This window comes from Rhodococcus sp. AQ5-07 (assembly GCF_009707305.1).
In the GTDB taxonomy this organism is placed as follows: domain Bacteria; phylum Actinomycetota; class Actinomycetes; order Mycobacteriales; family Mycobacteriaceae; genus Rhodococcus_F; species Rhodococcus_F erythropolis.
In genome coordinates, this window is sequence record NZ_CP046099.1 from 4,954,127 (window position 1) to 4,969,575 (window position 15,449).

14 protein-coding genes are annotated in these 15,449 nt (G+C 62.3%); 5 read left to right on the forward strand and 9 right to left on the reverse strand.

Translation table 11 applies throughout. The annotated features are described in order from the left end of the window. The first annotated feature begins 1 nt into the window (after position 1). From GJB56_RS23070 to GJB56_RS23080, 3 genes are read left to right on the forward strand one after another with little or no spacing between them, the layout of a single operon-like run. Positions 2 to 877 carry a MaoC/PaaZ C-terminal domain-containing protein gene (locus tag GJB56_RS23070; RefSeq protein WP_021342394.1) on the forward strand — a complete coding sequence of 292 codons (876 nt, stop codon included), beginning with the start codon at positions 2 to 4 and terminating at the stop codon, positions 875 to 877. A gap of 41 nt (positions 878 to 918) precedes the next feature. Continuing rightward, positions 919 to 1,785: an SDR family oxidoreductase gene (locus GJB56_RS23075; protein WP_007735961.1), complete on the forward strand. Its 867-nt coding sequence runs from the start codon at positions 919 to 921 to the stop codon at positions 1,783 to 1,785. Positions 1,786 to 1,789: 4 nt separating this feature from the next. Further along, on the forward strand, positions 1,790 to 3,988 hold the full coding sequence (locus tag GJB56_RS23080; RefSeq protein WP_092765635.1) for an acyl-CoA dehydrogenase: 2,199 nt from the start codon (positions 1,790 to 1,792) through the stop codon (positions 3,986 to 3,988). A 19-nt stretch (positions 3,989 to 4,007) separates the two neighbouring features. On the opposite strand, the gene GJB56_RS23085 is transcribed toward GJB56_RS23080, so the two are convergent. The 6 genes from GJB56_RS23085 to GJB56_RS23105 form a co-directional block, all read right to left on the reverse strand. Beyond that, positions 4,008 to 5,420 (reverse strand): amidase, encoded by a 1,413-nt coding sequence (locus tag GJB56_RS23085; protein WP_070796743.1) that lies wholly within the window; start codon positions 5,418 to 5,420, stop codon positions 4,008 to 4,010. Between the two features lie 90 nt (positions 5,421 to 5,510). Beyond that, the gene (locus GJB56_RS31435) at positions 5,511 to 5,684 is read right to left on the reverse strand and encodes a hypothetical protein (RefSeq protein ID WP_179300798.1); all 174 of its coding nucleotides are present in this window, start codon (positions 5,682 to 5,684) and stop codon (positions 5,511 to 5,513) included. A gap of 144 nt (positions 5,685 to 5,828) precedes the next feature. Next, entirely contained in the window at positions 5,829 to 6,479 is a 651-nt protein-coding gene (locus tag GJB56_RS23090) for a sterol desaturase family protein (protein ID WP_113683427.1), read from the reverse strand. Further along, a complete protein-coding gene (locus GJB56_RS23095) occupies positions 6,476 to 7,198 on the reverse strand; it encodes a FadR/GntR family transcriptional regulator (protein WP_019746349.1) in 723 nt (240 codons plus the stop codon). The genes GJB56_RS23090 and GJB56_RS23095 overlap by 4 nt, the downstream gene beginning before the upstream one ends. Positions 7,199 to 7,252: 54 nt before the next feature. Beyond that, on the reverse strand, positions 7,253 to 8,224 hold the full coding sequence (locus GJB56_RS23100; protein WP_029254172.1) for an ABC transporter substrate-binding protein: 972 nt from the start codon (positions 8,222 to 8,224) through the stop codon (positions 7,253 to 7,255). A 53-nt stretch (positions 8,225 to 8,277) separates the two neighbouring features. Then, the gene (locus GJB56_RS23105) at positions 8,278 to 9,168 is read right to left on the reverse strand and encodes a helix-turn-helix domain-containing protein (protein ID WP_198538398.1); all 891 of its coding nucleotides are present in this window, start codon (positions 9,166 to 9,168) and stop codon (positions 8,278 to 8,280) included. Positions 9,169 to 9,320: 152 nt separating this feature from the next. Here GJB56_RS23105 and GJB56_RS23110 point away from each other — a divergent pair, with 152 nt between their 5' ends. Further along, on the forward strand, positions 9,321 to 10,334 hold the full coding sequence (locus GJB56_RS23110) for an ABC transporter substrate-binding protein (protein ID WP_113683428.1): 1,014 nt from the start codon (positions 9,321 to 9,323) through the stop codon (positions 10,332 to 10,334). A gap of 12 nt (positions 10,335 to 10,346) precedes the next feature. Here GJB56_RS23110 and GJB56_RS23115 read toward each other — a convergent pair whose 3' ends face one another. From GJB56_RS23115 to GJB56_RS23125, 3 genes are read right to left on the reverse strand one after another with little or no spacing between them, the layout of a single operon-like run. Next, positions 10,347 to 11,798 (reverse strand): amidase, encoded by a 1,452-nt coding sequence (locus tag GJB56_RS23115; RefSeq protein ID WP_092765629.1) that lies wholly within the window; start codon positions 11,796 to 11,798, stop codon positions 10,347 to 10,349. Positions 11,799 to 11,831: 33 nt separating this feature from the next. After that, positions 11,832 to 13,094: an amidohydrolase gene (locus GJB56_RS23120; RefSeq protein WP_113683429.1), complete on the reverse strand. Its 1,263-nt coding sequence runs from the start codon at positions 13,092 to 13,094 to the stop codon at positions 11,832 to 11,834. A 27-nt stretch (positions 13,095 to 13,121) separates the two neighbouring features. Then, positions 13,122 to 14,330 (reverse strand): MFS transporter, encoded by a 1,209-nt coding sequence (locus tag GJB56_RS23125; protein ID WP_113683430.1) that lies wholly within the window; start codon positions 14,328 to 14,330, stop codon positions 13,122 to 13,124. Between the two features lie 99 nt (positions 14,331 to 14,429). On the opposite strand from GJB56_RS23125, the gene GJB56_RS23130 reads away from it, so the two are divergent. Continuing rightward, positions 14,430 to 15,449, forward strand: a complete 1,020-nt coding sequence (locus GJB56_RS23130) for an Lrp/AsnC family transcriptional regulator (protein ID WP_113683431.1) — start codon at positions 14,430 to 14,432, stop codon at positions 15,447 to 15,449.

Consider the following 15,449-nt stretch of genomic DNA (forward strand, 5'->3'; position numbering starts at 1 on the left):
AATGACGACACCGAAGACCAACGCGGTCGAATTCGATACGTCCGGGCTGGACGTATGGACCGATCCGGAGCACTTCGAGGTGACAGCCGAGCGCATCGCTGAATACGCGGCTGCCACCAACGATCCCATCGAGCGACACCTGAAGGGCGAGATCGCTCCACCGGTCTTCGCGGTGGTACCCGTCTTCATGTCGATGGCACCCGCTGCGCTGTCGGTGGCGCCGGTCGAACTGCTGATGAAGCTCGTTCACGGTGAGCAGGACTTCCTGTTCCACCGTCCGATCTACCCCGGTGACCATCTGGTCGCTCGCGCCAAGCCCATCGGATTCGAGGGCCGGGACAACGGCTCCACCGTCGTCATCTACGTCGAAACCAAAACCGACAAGGGTGAATTGGTCAACGAGCAGTGGATGACGGCCTTCTTCCGCAAGGTCGACGCAGGCCCAGGCCTGGGTGAGAAGGCTCCCGAACACCGATTCGACGACGCTCTTCGCGCTGGTAGTCCCGCAGCGGTGGTGAACCAGCATATCGACGAGGACCAGACATTCCGGTACTCACCGGCTTCCGGCGATCCGATGCCGATCCACCTCGACGAGGAGATCGCTCGGATGTCCGGTCTCCCCGGAATCATCAACCACGGACTGTGCACGATGGCGTTCACGTCGTGGGGAGCCCTGACCGAACTGGCAGGCGGCGAGACCGAGCGGTTGCGCCGTCTCGCAGTGCGATTCGCGAAACCCGTACTCCCGACACAGGACATCGAGACGGTGTTCCACAAGTCGGGTTCGGCAGACGGAGCCACGTCGTACTCGTACGAAACCAGCGCGGTCGGTGACCTCGTCATCAAGGACGGCCTCGCGGTCATCGCCGACAAATGAGTCTTCATGTCCGACAACTGAACTGATGGGAATCTGAACTGATGGGAAGTCTCGACGGTCGCGTAGCGATCATCACCGGAGCAGGACGCGGCATCGGCCGTGAGCATGCGCTGCTCTTCGCTCGTGAGGGTGCGAGCGTCGTGGTCAACGATCTCGGCGGAGCAAACGACGGTTCCGGTGCAGATGCCGGCCCCGCGCAGCAGGTAGTCGACGAGATCGTCGCTGCAGGCGGCAAGGCTGTTGCCAACACCGACAACATCGCCACCTGGGACGGCGCCGAGGGCCTTGTCAAGCAGGCCGTCAGCGAGTTCGGCCGACTCGACGTACTGGTCAACAACGCCGGCATTCTTCGTGACGCCTTCATCGCCGGTATGGACGAGAGCCAGTGGGACGCAGTCATTGCCGTGCACCTCAAGGGTCACGCGGCGACGCTGCACCACGCTGCCGCGTACTGGAAGGACCAGAGCAAGGCAGGCGAGACCGTCAACGCTTCGGTCATCAACACCGCTTCGGCTTCGGGTACCTTCATGCCCAACGCGGGCCAGGGCAACTACGGCGCCGCCAAGGCGGGCATCGCAGCCCTGACTCTGGTGGCCGCTGACGAGCTCGATCGATACGGCGTACGTGTCAACGCTATTGCGCCGATCGCGCGTACTCGGCTGACGCTGGCGACACCCGGTATGGGCGCGTTGTTCGCCGCCGAGGTCCCCGAGGGTGAGTTCGACGCGTTTGCGCCGTCCAACATCTCCCCGCTGGTGGCCTATCTTGCGGCAGCGGATTGCAAGCTGACCGGCAAGGTGTATGCCGTTCAGGGTGGGGCCATCACGGAACTCGCCGGCTGGCACGGTGTGAACACCATCGAGAGCGAGGGTCCCTGGACCACCGCCGACCTCGCAGAACGTCTGTAAGCGCATGGCACGCAACGCATACGAACTCGGCCTCGGGCTGAGTGAGGAGCACACCGCACTCGCAGATTCGGTGCGGTCATTCGCCGAGCGCACCATCACTACCGAGCAGGTGCGCGCGGCGGTGGAGTCGAGGACCGAGGACAAGTTCCCCGAGTTCTGGACGGCACTGGTCGGGCAAGACCTTCTCGGGCTCGCGGTTCCGGAAGAACAGGGTGGTCACGGCGCCGGTCTGCTGACCTTGGCGGTGGCACTGGAAGCATTGGGCCGCACTGTCTCTCCCGGCCCGTTTGTTCCGACGGTATTGGCAAGCGCCGTTCTCGGCGCCGCTGATTCCAAGGCGGGACCCGAGTTCCTGCCGGGCCTGATCGACGGAAGTCGTACGGCAGCAGTCGCCTTGGGTGCACCGTTGACGGCCGAGTCGTCGGACGGCGGATACAAGATCACGGGCGCACTCGACGGTGTGCTCGGCGGTGAACATGCCGACGTGCTGCTGGTCCCGATCCAGTTGCCCGAGGGTGTCCGCTACGCGGTGCTCGAGAGCAGCGCAGTCGCGATCACCGTGCAGGACAGCATCGACGTGCTGCGCGGCAGTGCGCGGATCGAAGCTGACAATGTTCAGATCAGCGCCGAACGGATACTCGACGGTCTCACCGAGGCGCGGGTACGGTCCATTGCCGCAGTCGTTCTCGGTGCCGAAGACGTCGGCGTCATGTCCTGGTGTGTTTCCACTGCGTCGGAGTACGCCAAGACACGCGTGCAGTTCGGGCGACCGATCGGTCAGTTCCAGGGCGTCAAGCACAAGTGTGCGCAGATGGGCATTGCGCTCGAGCAGGCACGCGCCGTTGTGTGGGATGCGGCAAGCGCATTGGACAAGGGCGACGACACGGCAGATTTTGCCGCCGATATCGCCGCAGTCATCGTGCCGGACGCCGCAGTGCAGGTAGCGCAGGATTGTGTGCAGGTCCACGGCGGCATCGGATTCACGTGGGAGCACGACGCCCACCTGTACTACCGTCGCGCGCTCTCGATCCGCGGCATTCTCGGTACTCGCGAGGATCGCGCCAATCGTGTTGCGCAGCAGGCACTTGACGGTGTCAGCCGGGCTTCGGTTCTCGAACTGCCGCCCGAGGCAGAGGAGATCCGCGGCGGCATCGCGGCCGAGCTGGCCAAGTTGGTCGAGCTCGACGAGGACGACCAGCTCATCGCGCTCGGCGACGGCGGCTGGGTTCAGCCTCACCTGCCGAAGCCGTACGGGCGCAGCGCCGCTCCGCTCGAGCAGATCGTCATCTCCCAGGAGATCAAGGCTGCGGGTATCTCGATGCCGCAGCTCCTGATGGGCACGTGGGCCGTGCAGGCCGTCGTAGCGCATGGTTCGGACAAGCAGAAGCAGGAATTGGCAATACCGACCCTGCAGGGTGAGCTTGTGTGGTGCCAGCTCTTCAGTGAGCCCGGTGCTGGTTCCGACCTCGCGTCATTGTCCACGAAGGCCGAAAAGGTCGACGGCGGTTGGAAGATCACCGGTCAGAAGATCTGGACCACGGTTGCGCAGTTCTCCGACTGGGCAATGCTGATCGCCCGTACGGACGCCACCAAGCCGAAGCATCAGGGCATCACCTACTTCGTGCTCGATATGTCGACACCGGGCATCACCGTCCGCCCGCTGCGTGAGATGACGGGTTCGGCGTTGTTCAACGAGGTGTTCCTCGACGACGTGTTCATCCCCGACGAGAACGTGGTCGGCGAGGTCAACGACGGCTGGAACGTCGCACGTACGACGCTGGCCGGCGAGCGCGTCGCACTGAGCCAGAAGATGGAGGCGTACGCCTCGGACTCCGATCTACTGAAGTTCGCGAAGTCAGCAGACCTGAGCCCGATCGGGCGCTACCGCGTCGGCGAGCTGGTTGCCGAGAGTCAGGCGATCGACCTCATCGGCTCCCGCGTTGTGCTCAAGCAACTTTCGGGGATCGACGTGAGTACGACGTCGAGCGTCGGCAAGCTGTTGGCGATGAAGATCAGCCAGTCGATCGCCGAGTTCGTCGTCGCCGAACTGGGTGCTGCCGGAGCGGTCAGCATCCCAGGTCAGCCAAGCGACAAGGCGATGGAGCAGCTCATTTCGGGCCGTGCCACCACCATCTACGGCGGCACAACCGAGGTGCAACTCAACGTGATCGGTGAGCGCATGCTCGGATTGCCGCGAGACTGAGGGTATTTACCGGTGAGGCTCAGTCCTGGATTCTTCTCCAGGGCTGAGCCTCTTCCAGTTCGAAGGCCAATTCGAGGAGTGTGCGCTCGTCGCCGAGATCGGCGGAGAAATGCGAAGCCAACGGCAAACCGTTGCTGGTCTGGTGCATCGGTAGCGAAATCGCGGGACCACCGGAGATGTTGTTGAGCGGTGTGAACGACGTGTACGCGATCAACTTGTCGAAAAGCTCCTCGAAAGGCTGAGCGGGAGAGAGGTATCCGAGCTCGGGGGTGGTGTGCCCCAGAGCCGGCGAGAGCACGACGTCGTACTTCAAGAACATGGCGCTGTACTGCTGCTGGAGCCGTCGCAGGCGGTAGAGCACGCGCGGCGTCTTCACCAGGTTCTTCCGGTACAGCGTGTACAGGCCCTTGGTGAGATTGTCGGTGCCGGACTTGTCGAAGTCGGGCCCGAGCATCTGTTTGCCACCGGTGGAGATGGCAAACGACAAAAAGCCCCAGTAGATGCTGAAGTCGTCGATGAATTCCGGTCCGACGGGCAATGCCGCGTCCTCGACGTGATGGCCAAGGCCGGCAAGGAGTTCAGCCGTAGCTTCGACGGACTTGCGTGTCTCGTCGTCGGTCTTGGTGACCGTCACGGAATCGGTGATCACGCCGACGCGCAGGCGGGTTGAGCTGGGTCCTTCGATCAGACGAACCGGTGCGAGTCGTGGATTGCGGTAGTAACTTTCGGCCGCTGACATCCATCGTGCGGTGTCGCGAACCGTGCGGGTGACGGCGCCCTGAGAGATCAGCCGGATCGGCATCGACTTGTCGGCCGGATCGGCGATGGTACGGCCGCGAGTGGGTTTGAGTCCGACCAGTCCGCAGGCAGCAGCGGGAATACGAATCGATCCACCACCGTCGTTGGCGTGCGCGATCGGGAGGACTCCGGCAGCAACCAGTGCGGCAGCGCCACCCGAGGAAGCGCCCGACGAGTAGGCCGGGTTCCACGGGTTGTGCACGGGTTCTTCCGTCATGTACTCGGTGGACGCACTGAATCCGAACTCGGGCAGTCGGGTCTTGCCGATCGAAATGGCCCCGGTGGAGAGGAACTGCTTCGCGAAATCGCTGTCAGCCTTGGCGGGGACTGCTGTGAAGGCGGTGCTGCCCTGCTGGGTGGGAAGGCCGGCGCTGTCGGTGTTGTCCTTGATCGCGGTGGGCACACCGGCGAAGATGCCCGCGGCCGGCCGGTTGCTCCTGGCAAGGGCGCGATCGAAATCTGTGCAGGCCAGACCGTTCAATCGCCCCTGCACTGCCTCGGCGCGCGCGATCGACGCCTCCATGACTTCCCGTGCGGTCACCTCGCCTGATTCGATCCGGGCGGCGACGCCGGTGGCGTCGAGATCGCCCAGGGCGTCATCGGTGAATGCGTGGACGGGGGTGTTGGGGCTCATGGGGATCCTTGTCAGGCGGAGGCACTCAGGTCGTCCGTCCAGCATATTGGACGGACGACCCCTGAGTGGCGCTATCTGTGGATTGCGGTATCAGCTACCGAAGATCGTCACTGCCTGCTCTGCTGCCTGCGGTGCCTGCTGGAACAGGCCCTGAGGGATGAACTGCTGAGGAATGAACTGCTGGGGAATGAACTGCTGGGGACCCAACTGCTGGAAGTTCGTGACCATCGGGTGGATGACGTTGTTGAATACATCGTTGAACATGTGTTGCGTCCTTCGGTTACAGCGTTTTTCGAACTTCTGACTCCATCGACACTAAGCACGGTTCGGGTGGGTTTCAACGAAAATCACTGATACACAGTCAAGTTCAAGTTCATTGCCAGCTAGGGGCCAGGAATCGGCGTTTCTTCACAGCTTCGACGCGGTGCCGTGCAGATTCTTGGCTGTCGGGGACGTCTCGACGGATTTTGGATCGGGGTACGTGCCCAGTACGCGATCGGCCGTTCCCGCGGTGGTGACGGTGAACCAGTAGTGCTCGTTCTTGAAGTGATGGTTGCGATGGTTGCGCCAAACCGACCGGTAGAGAGCAGTTTTCGGCTTGAAGTCACTGTGGATGAGGAAATGAGTCCACTCGTAGCCGAGGCCGAGTACGGAAATACAGGTCAGGAAGGTCAGACCGAGTTCGACACGGGGAAACGCCAGGAGTGCGACGGCAGTCAGGACGGGAATCACGATCAGGAGCGTCTGCCACGGAATGAAGATGAGTGAGATGGTTCGCGGGGCGAAATGGTGCTCCCGATGGCTGCGCGCCAGGCGTGAATCGAGGGTGACGCCAGCAATGGTCCGCGGCTTCCAATGGAGAACGAAGACGTGAATAATCCACTCCACGAAGGGGAATGCGGCAAGCATCACGAGCGGAACAAGGGCGTCGGTGATCTGCCAGTTGCCCAGCGTGAAGCGCGCTGCCGCAGCGACCACCAACATGGTGCCGATCATCCACGGCGTCGGTGACTTGCGGAACGTCCGTGCTGCGTCGGCCAGAGTGAGAGGCTTGCTCATGGTTTGAGTCCTTCCAGGAAGGTGAGAGCATCGCCGATTGCCGTCGTACCGGTGTGAAGGAGCTGTGCGGCTGACGCCTCGGCAGTTGACTCGTCGTGTGAAGTGATGGCGGAGGCCAGTTTTCGATACAGGTCGGTCTGGCCGACTTCGGCGACCATGACGGAGGCAAGTGCAGTCATGGCCGGTTCGTATGCAGCGCGCAGGCTGTTGAAGATCAAACGGAAGGCAATGGAATCCGCGCTGTCGACGACGACGTCCCAGAACGCCAGAGCGCGGTCTTGCAGCTCTACCGGATCTTCGGTGGCGCCTAGTTGATCCACGGCCGTGTCGAGTTCTCGGGCAGATTCCGCGGAGATGCGACGGGCGGCCAGCACCGCGATCTGCGGTCCCATCAACTCGCGAGTTTCCAGGACGCTGCGCACCACGGTCAGGTCGGGGACGCCGTCTCGAACCAACAACTGGGGGAGAAGTTCGGGTCCGGCCTGGCGTCGAAAATCTCGCACGGACGTGGACTCGCCCTGGCGGACCTCGACGAGCCCGGCCTGGGCGAGCTTCTGAATTGCCTCGCGGACTGCGGGCCGCGAGACACCGAATGCCTCGGCGAGCTTGCGCTCGCTGGGTAGCGCCTCACCCGCGGCCAACTCTCCGGCCAGCACTTTCACCGAAATCTGGTCGAACACTGCGCCGGAAGCGGAGGTACGTGCAACGGGTTGGAACATGTACTGACCGTAAGCGCTAACTGGTGAGAGGTCAAGTGGTATGACCAGTTACCGTCACTGCAGGTTGCGAGTGGTGTCCGCCAACTTGTTCAGGAAGTCCGTGTAGGTGAGTGCGAATCCGACTTTGTCGTCGTAGTCGAGCGGTGCAACATTGCCGGCGACCACGGCTGGAACACGATCCCACGCCGGGTTGCCCGGCCAGGAGTCGAGATTCTGGGCGACGACGACATCGGCGTCGGCGAGCACATCCGCATTCTCCCAACCGAATTCGGCGCTGTAGCCGCCGATCGCGGCCGACTGGGCGGCGGTGATCGCGTCGTTGGACAAGATCGTGTAACCGAGTGACGACGCTACGTCGACGGTCAGGTTGTTCGGGGTGTTGAACACGAAGAACTTGTCCTCGATCAGCGATACGAAGGCGATCGTCTTGGTCTGCGCGACGGAACCGACGTCGTCGCGGGCAGTGGCGAGAGCGGCTTCGTACCGCGCCTGTGCTGCCGAGGCGGCGGCGGTCTTGCCCAGTAGTGCCAGTTGCTCGCCCATGAATCCCAGAGGCCCGCCGAGTGATTCGGTCTCCTTGTCGGGCGAGCTGCCGTCCTGGATCACCAGAACCGGTGCGATGTCCTCGAAAGTGAGGTTCTGTGACTTGTAGCTCTCGTACCAGCCGACGGAGATGAGGATCAGGTCCGGGTTGTAGCTCAGCACGTCCTCCTTACTGAGATTGCCGCCCAAATGCCCCGCATCGGCAGGGACCTTGGATGCGAGATGGCTCGACTCGTCGTAATCGAGGGCGACGATCGGGTAATCGGCGAGAAGTGCGAACTCGAGGGACGTCCGGGAGTCGATGACAACCACTCGCTGCGGGTCGGCAGGTATCTGGGCGGAGTACCCCGCGAAGCTGTAGTCGATGGTCTCGGCCGAAGGCGAGGGCTGGTCGTCGGACGAGCTGCACGAGGCGAGCGTGCCGATCAGGATCGCGCCGACCGCGAGCGCGATAGACCTGGCAAAACGGCGGCGGTGGTGCATCTGTGGTGTTCTCCAACGTGTTCGGGCAACATGGTTTGCCTTGCCTAACAACGCTAACGTGTCACCCGTGCGGGTTTGGTGCCATTCTGATGCGGTTTCATGACAGGTGAGAACGAGCGGAAGTACGCGGCGGGGGTGTGGCCGATGACCTGCCTGAACAGGTCGATGAACGTTCCAGGGTTGGCATACCCGAGGCCGCGGGCCACGGCGACGACAGGTTTGCCTGCGGCAATCTCGATCAATGCAACGCGGACGCGCACCAGAATTCGCCATTGAGTGAGCGTCGTGCCGGTGTCGGCCTGGAAGCGACGCATCAAGGTCCGGCCACTCACGCCGATGGTGCGAGCCCAGTCGGAAGTGGTGCGGTCGTCCGCCGGATCGGCGATGATCTGCTGGGCAATCGAAAGAAGGTCAGGCGTTCTCGGCAACGGAATGTCGAGACTCGCGGCCTGAACGGGATGGATGAGGTCGATTGCCACCTGCTGTAGCCGTAGTCGCTTCAGGTCGGGCATGGCGTTGTTCTCGTTGTGTAACAACACCTCCCGAAGTGCACCGGTCATGGGTATGCCGACTATCGAGTCCCAATCGGTGTCGATTCGATCCGGCGTCAGGTACGTCGCGAAGATGACGGCGCCGTCGTCGGAGCGGACACGGTGCGCAGTGCCGGCAGGAATCCAGATGCCGAGCATCGGCGGAACCATCCAGAGGTGTTCGGACGCTTCGAGGGTGACGGTCCCACCTGCCGACCACAGCAGTTCATGTTCGCGGTGGGTATGGAAATCCCAGACGCCAGTTGCCGTGCTCTTGAACCGGATGGTGCTGACGGACCACGGCTCCGCGACGATCCGGTTCGGGGTGGACACCGGCTCGTTCCACGTCGACGGTTCCAGGGTCGGCGCTCCCCACAACATGATGCCGGGGAAGTCCTGTCGCGAAGGCGTCACGAACCAAGAACGTACCGGCTTCCGGCCGTCGACCGAGGGGGTGCGCGTATCGATGGCTCGATCGAAACAGTGGTTGGCCATGACGCTTCACCGTAACAGTGCAGGTGAGAGTAATTTTAGGTAGCCCTAATTCGGATACCGTCAGGAAACCCATGACATCACTTCTCTTGCCTACCGCTGACACCGATGCCGAGTTCGCTCGCATCACCGCAGCACTTACCCGACGCGGTTTCCTCGGGGCCGGTGCCTTGGCGGGGATCGGATTGCTCACGGCCTGTGGAACCAGCTCCAGTGAATCGGCCGAGGGCTCGATGCGCACCATCAACACGGCACTGGGGCAGGTGGAGGTTCCCACCAACCCGCAGCGAGTGGTCAGCGCCGATTACTACACGGGCCCCGCGATGTTCGACGCCGGATTCACGCCCGTCGGATTGCCGGTGGACTACGAGAACGCCGACGGTGTCCCGGAACCGTATGCGTCTGCCCTGCGGACTCTTCCGAAGGTGGGACGCTGGTACGAGCCCAACGCCGAGGCGATAGCGGCTTTGTCTCCCGACTTGATCGTGATGACCAACCTCCTTTCGGAGAACAACCCGGATCTTTACGAGCAGATCCGGTCGATTGCACCGACCGCAGTTTTTGCCGAAGACGGCCAGTACGCGTGGAAGGAGCGCGCCCTCGGGGTCGCGGACGCACTCAACCAGAGTGCGAAGGTTCAAGAGTTGGCAGACCGGTACGAGGCGCGGATCGCGAAGTTCCGCAGCGACAATGCTGACGTGTTGAGCAAGGTGAAGGTCGTCTACACCACGTACTTCGAGGAGAGTGGTTTCTCGCTGTACTCGCCGACCAAGTATCAGACGACGGTCATCAGCGAGGCCGGGTTCCAGTTCAACGACCGCTCACTCGCAATTCCTGCCGGCAGCAACGAGTGGTTCCCGAAGGAGCAGTTGGAGCTACTCGACGAAGCCGACGTCATCATCACCAACAGTGGCAAGGGCCCCATCAACGAGAAGTTGGCGAACGACACCATCTTCCAGCGTCTGCGCGCCGTCAAGAACGATCAGGTGTACTCGTTCGACTACGAGGGCGTCGCGTCGTTCGGTTGGGCCCTGACGTTCCTCGAGCAGTTCCAGCCGATTGCTGAGGAGATCAGAGCCAAGCTCTGATCTCCTCAGCGATCAAGAGGAAGCCGGCGCCACCACATCCAGCCTCGGTTGATGCTGGTCGGTGTATGCCCACGGGCGGATCTTCTCCAGTGCTTTGCCGATCCGGAACACGGTCGGTTCGTCGTACGTATGGCCGACGACCTGGACGCCCGTGGGAACGCCGTTGTGTGCGTGTCCACTGGGCACCGCCAGTACGGGACACCGATTAGCGACGTTGAACGGCAACGTGAGAAGTGCTTCGGCGGTGGTGTTCACGTGCTGGCCCGCAACCGTGAGGCCGTCGAGCAAAGACTCGCCTGCCGGGAAGGCGATGGTGCCCGAAGTCGGGCAGATCAGCGCATCGAATGGAGCCATCGCCTCGGCGAGCTCTCGTTGCATCTGGGTTTCTTTGCGAAGGCCGTCCAGAAATGACATTTCCGCAGCGCCCTTCGACGTGATCGCGACGTTGTCGAGCGTGTAGTCGGCAAGAAGATCACCGTGGACGCGAGCAACTTCCGCGACGGATGCACCCATGATCGTTCCGAAATGGACTTTCACCGCTGCTGCCATCGAATCACGAGTCCACGGCAACTCGATCTCCTCGACGATCGCGCCGGCATCGACCAACGACTGTGCGAGAGCCCGGGTGTTCGCCTCGATGTCAGGCTCGATGGGGAAGTCACCGAGCCGCAGGCACAGGGCAATGCGCATTCCCTCGACCGACGGGTACTCGTGTGGCAGCGTGATCGCCGGCCTGAGGGAAGAATGGTCACGCGGATCCGGCCCGATCAGAACGTTGGCCAAAAGAATTGCGTCGTCGACAGTTCGGGCCATCGGACCGTCGCCACGGTAGGAATCCATGGACAGCGGGGCGACCCCGGGAATGCGGCCGTACGACGCTTTGAGTCCGACGGTGCCGGTGAAGCCTGCCGGGCCCCGCGTCGACCCGCCGATATCGGATGCTGTTGCCAGAGTGGTAGTTCCGGCAGCGAGGGCGGCGCCCGCGCCTCCGGATGAACCGCCGGGACTGTAATCGAGGTTCCAGGGATTGCGAGTCACGCCCCACAGTGGAGAGTGCGTGAACGCCGCAACACAGAACTCCGGCGTCGTGGTGCGTGCGTGAATCAAGCCGCCTGCTGCCAGAACTCGATCGATCACCGGTGCGTTCTCGCGGGCGATGTTTCCGCGCGCCGCCAGCGAACCTTCGGTCAGAGACTTTCCGGCAATAGCGTGTTTTTCCTTGGCAGCTACCGGAATTCCCTCGAGCGGCCGCGGATCGGGTCCGTGGCCGAGATATCGGCTCTCAGCTTCCCGAGCGCCGGTCAGTGCCTCCTCGAACATCTCTTCGGTGAAGGCATTGATGTGAGGTTCGAACTTCTGGGTTCGGTCGACGACTGCTTGTAGCAGTTCGACCGGAGACAATTCTCGCGTGCGAAAGTGTGCAATAGCTTCGGTGGCGCTGAGGTAATGCAGGTCGTCTGACATGGCGTTATCTCCCTGGAGAAGTATGTGTAGGAATCACGCGCTTCGCGCAAGGGCGCCCAGTGCGGCCGCAGTCATAGCCGTGACACCTTCGGGTAGTGCCGCGGCCGGATCCGGCGCGAAGCGCGGTGAATGATTCGAGGGTGTGCCGGGAGGAATCCGTCCCTCGGCGAGTGCGGCGAGAGCTCTTTCGTCGAAACTCCGAAGCGCCGTCCCGCCGAAATGCCAGAATACGGAGGGGCATTGGGCAGCAGTGCCGAAGACTCCGAAGTCCTCGCTGCCTGAAAGCGGTTGCGGCAGGGTGTGCATTCCCAATCCTGCCCGGCGTAGGTCGGACATCACCGTGGACGTTGCGTCCGGAGTGTTGACCGTGGCCGGAAAGCCGTTGTACGCATGAACGTCCGGCGCTTCGGCGGCGCCTGCTCCGTCCGCTTCTGCGCGAGCGATCCGGCCTACAGATTCGAGCATGTGTTCTCGCGACGATGCACTGAAAGTTCGCAGACTGAGTAGTAGTTCGGCGTCGTCGGCAATGATGTTCGCAGCTGTGCCGGCGTGCAATGCTCCCACCGTGAGCACCGGTGCTGTCGGGGTTGCCGCTTCATGAGCGACCAGACTTTGAATGCGCAGCGCGAAAGATGCTGCCATCAACAAGGGGTCGATGCACGCGTACGGCGATGACGCATGTCCACCACGGCCGTGAAAAACCACTCGAATCGTGTCGGATGCTGCCATCAAGATGTCGGGTTTGCTGACCAGCATCCCAGCCGGAGTCGGGCCCACGTGTTGTCCCAGGCAGAGGTCCGGTCGCGGGAAGCGGTCGAAGATTCCGTCGTCGACCATCGCACGAGCGCCGGACCCGGTCTCCTCGGCAGGCTGGAAGACCGCGACAACAGTGCCGGTGATCGACGTCGGATCCGCGGAAAGTGCTGCGCACGTGGCAAGTAGCGCGGTGACGTGGACGTCGTGGCCACACGCATGCATGACGCCATCCGTCTTGGAGGCGTATGACAACCCGGTGTCTTCTGCGACCGGCAACGCGTCCATGTCGGCGCGTAGCAGGATCACCGGCCCGCTGCTCCCTTGGAGAACACCGACGACACCCGTGCCGCCGACTCCGATCGTGACGTCCCAGCCGCCGATCCGCCGAAGCTCTTCGGCAACAAGTGCGGCAGTGCGAGTTTCGTTGCCGGACAACTCGGGGTGTGCGTGCAGGTCCCGGTACAGATCGAACCAGTGCGGCTCGACGGTTCGCAACCGCGACGGGTCTCCGAATTCAAGATTCGAAAGCAGTTGATTCATGGTCGATCTTCTTTCGGTTGGTGATGATCAGTTGGCGGTTTTCAGTTGCACCAGGTTCAGCATCTTTTCTCGGGTCTGCGGCGCTGCCATTACCGCGATGATCGCCACGACGGGCCCGAGCGCGAGCGATACGAACGCCGCTGACCAGGAGAGATGGTCCACGATGAATCCGAACACCAGCGGCGCGACAATCCCGGCGACCATGCCGCCGAAAATGATCATCGACGAGGCGGCTCCGACCACCGAAGAAGGCAGGCTACGAAGTGGGAGTGCAAAACACGGCATGAAAGCGAAAGAGGCAGCGGCAGATCCGAGGGTGACGAGAACGACGAACAAGGCCGTGTTGGAGGCGAAAGGAACTGAAACGAGCATCACGATGCACGCGAGCATGGACGGCACTACGACGATGCGGCTGTTGCCTGCCAGTCGATCCGAGATTCGGCCGCCGATGACGGTGGTCACGGCGGCCACCACGGTTGCCGGGATGAGAAGGAGGCTCGCACTCGAGAGGGCGATTCCACGTTCGTCATGGAGGTAGGACGGAACCCAGGACGACATCCCCCAGATCACGAAGTCGTAGCCGAAGAACATCAAGGCGAAGAGCCACATCGCGCGGGAGCGAAGTACGGTGCGCATGTTGTCCCAGGAGGAATCCGGACCGTGGTCGATCTCCGCCGGAAGTGCGGGCGGGAGCCACAACTTGATGCTGACGAGCGAGAGTACGCCGAGCGCCGCGACGGCCAGAAACATCCCACGCCAGCCGATCAACGGGAGAAGCGCTGCCGCAACGACAATGGCGAGAAGCGTACCGACGGCGTTGGAACTGTTCATCCATCCGGTTGCGGTGGCACGTTGCTCCGGGACGCTGCGTTCGGCAACCAGCTTTACTGCGGCTGCCGGAAACACGCCCTGTGCGAGACCGAAGAGAAAGCGAACAACCAGAAGCGTCCCGAACGACCACGCAAGGGCGGTGAGGCCGGTGAAGACACTCCACGCCACCAACCCGATCAGAGCCATCCTGACTGCGCCGTATCGATCGGCGAGCAGTCCACCAGGCAGTTGGGCCAGTGTGTATGCAATGAAGAACGTGGAGATGATCAATCCACGCTGGGAGTAGTCGAGATCGAACTCCTCACCGAGCAAAGGGAGGGCGAGGTTGATCGCCAGCCGATCTATGTAGTCGATCGCGTAGGCGACGAACAGCAGCGCGACCGTGACTTTGGTGGAGCGAAGCACTGGGCCTCCAAGTGGTGAACCTGTGAAGTGATTCACATATCTTCGGCAAACAGGCAGGGATCACCGGCCATAATGCAGTAATCCAGCAATACTTGGCAGATGAAGCCGGAATCCGACGCATTTGTGATCGCGGAATCTGATCTGGAGATCATCAATGCACTCCAACTCAACCCCCGCGCGTCGTGGACACAGTTGTCGTCGGTACTCGACATGGATTCGACGACGATCGCCCGCCGGTGGCGTCGACTCGTCTCGAACGGTCATTCGTGGGTCAACGCGGTCGCAATCGGTCGAACCCACATATTCGGCTATCTCCTGATCAGGACCACTCAGGATGCGGTTGCCGACGTGGGGGAGCGGTTACGTGAGCTGGCCTGCGCTTATCTGTTGGCCAGGACGGAAGGTGAGTACGAGTACTTCGTCGGAGTTGTGGCCGCCGACCAGAAGAGTTTGGACGCCTTGGTGTGTGAGCACCTTGCTGCCGATCCTGGAATCTTGTCGATCAGAAGCCGGGTCGGGGTGAAGGTGTACCGAGACGGCTTCAGTTGGGAGCCGGGCGCTCTGGGGCAAGCAGGTCGCGCTCAGCTGGCAACCGCTGCGGCGCCGGCAGATCCGACAGTGTTCCGTGAGTCCGACGGTGCCCTGTTGGAGGCGCTCGGCCGTGACGGACGTGCCAGCTATGCGCGTCTCGCCGCGATTTGTGGAACGAACGAGACTGCGATTCGACGGCGCTTGGCCCAGCTGACTGCATCGCGACAGTTGATTTTCCGCTGCGATGTCTCGCAACAGGCTGTCGGTTTACCGTTCGAAGTGATCTTCGATGTCGCTGTGGACGGTTCCACCGACGAACTCGGCAATCTTGTGTCGAGTTGGCCGGAGATCAGATTGTTGGTGGCGACTACCGGAACAGCGAACATGTTGATCAGCGTGTGGCTGAGCAGCCTCGCGCAGAGTCTTGTCGTCGAGGATCGACTCCGCCGAATCGGTAGTGTGCGGATCCTCGATCGACGTGTCTCGCTGTACCCGATGAAGCGGTTCGGGCAGCTACTCGGACCGAGCGGAGTGGCGGAAGGTCATGTCCCGGTCGCGATTTGGGGCGCCGGCGACGTTATTCGTTGA

Bases quoted from the DNA above. Each gene is read 5' to 3' on its own strand.
- GJB56_RS23115 (WP_092765629.1), bottom strand. From the start codon at position 11,798: ATGTCAGACGACCTGCATTACCTCAGCGCCACCGAAGCTATTGCACAC.
- GJB56_RS23085 (WP_070796743.1), bottom strand. From the start codon at position 5,420: ATGAGCCCCAACACCCCCGTCCACGCATTCACCGATGACGCCCTGGGC.
- GJB56_RS23095 (WP_019746349.1), bottom strand. From the start codon at position 7,198: ATGTTCCAACCCGTTGCACGTACCTCCGCTTCCGGCGCAGTGTTCGAC.
- GJB56_RS23075 (WP_007735961.1), top strand. From the start codon at position 919: ATGGGAAGTCTCGACGGTCGCGTAGCGATCATCACCGGAGCAGGACGC.
- GJB56_RS23080 (WP_092765635.1), top strand. From the start codon at position 1,790: ATGGCACGCAACGCATACGAACTCGGCCTCGGGCTGAGTGAGGAGCAC.
- GJB56_RS23090 (WP_113683427.1), bottom strand. From the start codon at position 6,479: ATGAGCAAGCCTCTCACTCTGGCCGACGCAGCACGGACGTTCCGCAAG.
- GJB56_RS23120 (WP_113683429.1), bottom strand. From the start codon at position 13,094: ATGAATCAACTGCTTTCGAATCTTGAATTCGGAGACCCGTCGCGGTTG.
- GJB56_RS23110 (WP_113683428.1), top strand. From the start codon at position 9,321: ATGACATCACTTCTCTTGCCTACCGCTGACACCGATGCCGAGTTCGCT.
- GJB56_RS23100 (WP_029254172.1), bottom strand. From the start codon at position 8,224: ATGCACCACCGCCGCCGTTTTGCCAGGTCTATCGCGCTCGCGGTCGGC.
- GJB56_RS23070 (WP_021342394.1), top strand. From the start codon at position 2: ATGACGACACCGAAGACCAACGCGGTCGAATTCGATACGTCCGGGCTG.
- GJB56_RS31435 (WP_179300798.1), bottom strand. From the start codon at position 5,684: ATGTTCAACGATGTATTCAACAACGTCATCCACCCGATGGTCACGAAC.
- GJB56_RS23130 (WP_113683431.1), top strand. From the start codon at position 14,430: ATGAAGCCGGAATCCGACGCATTTGTGATCGCGGAATCTGATCTGGAG.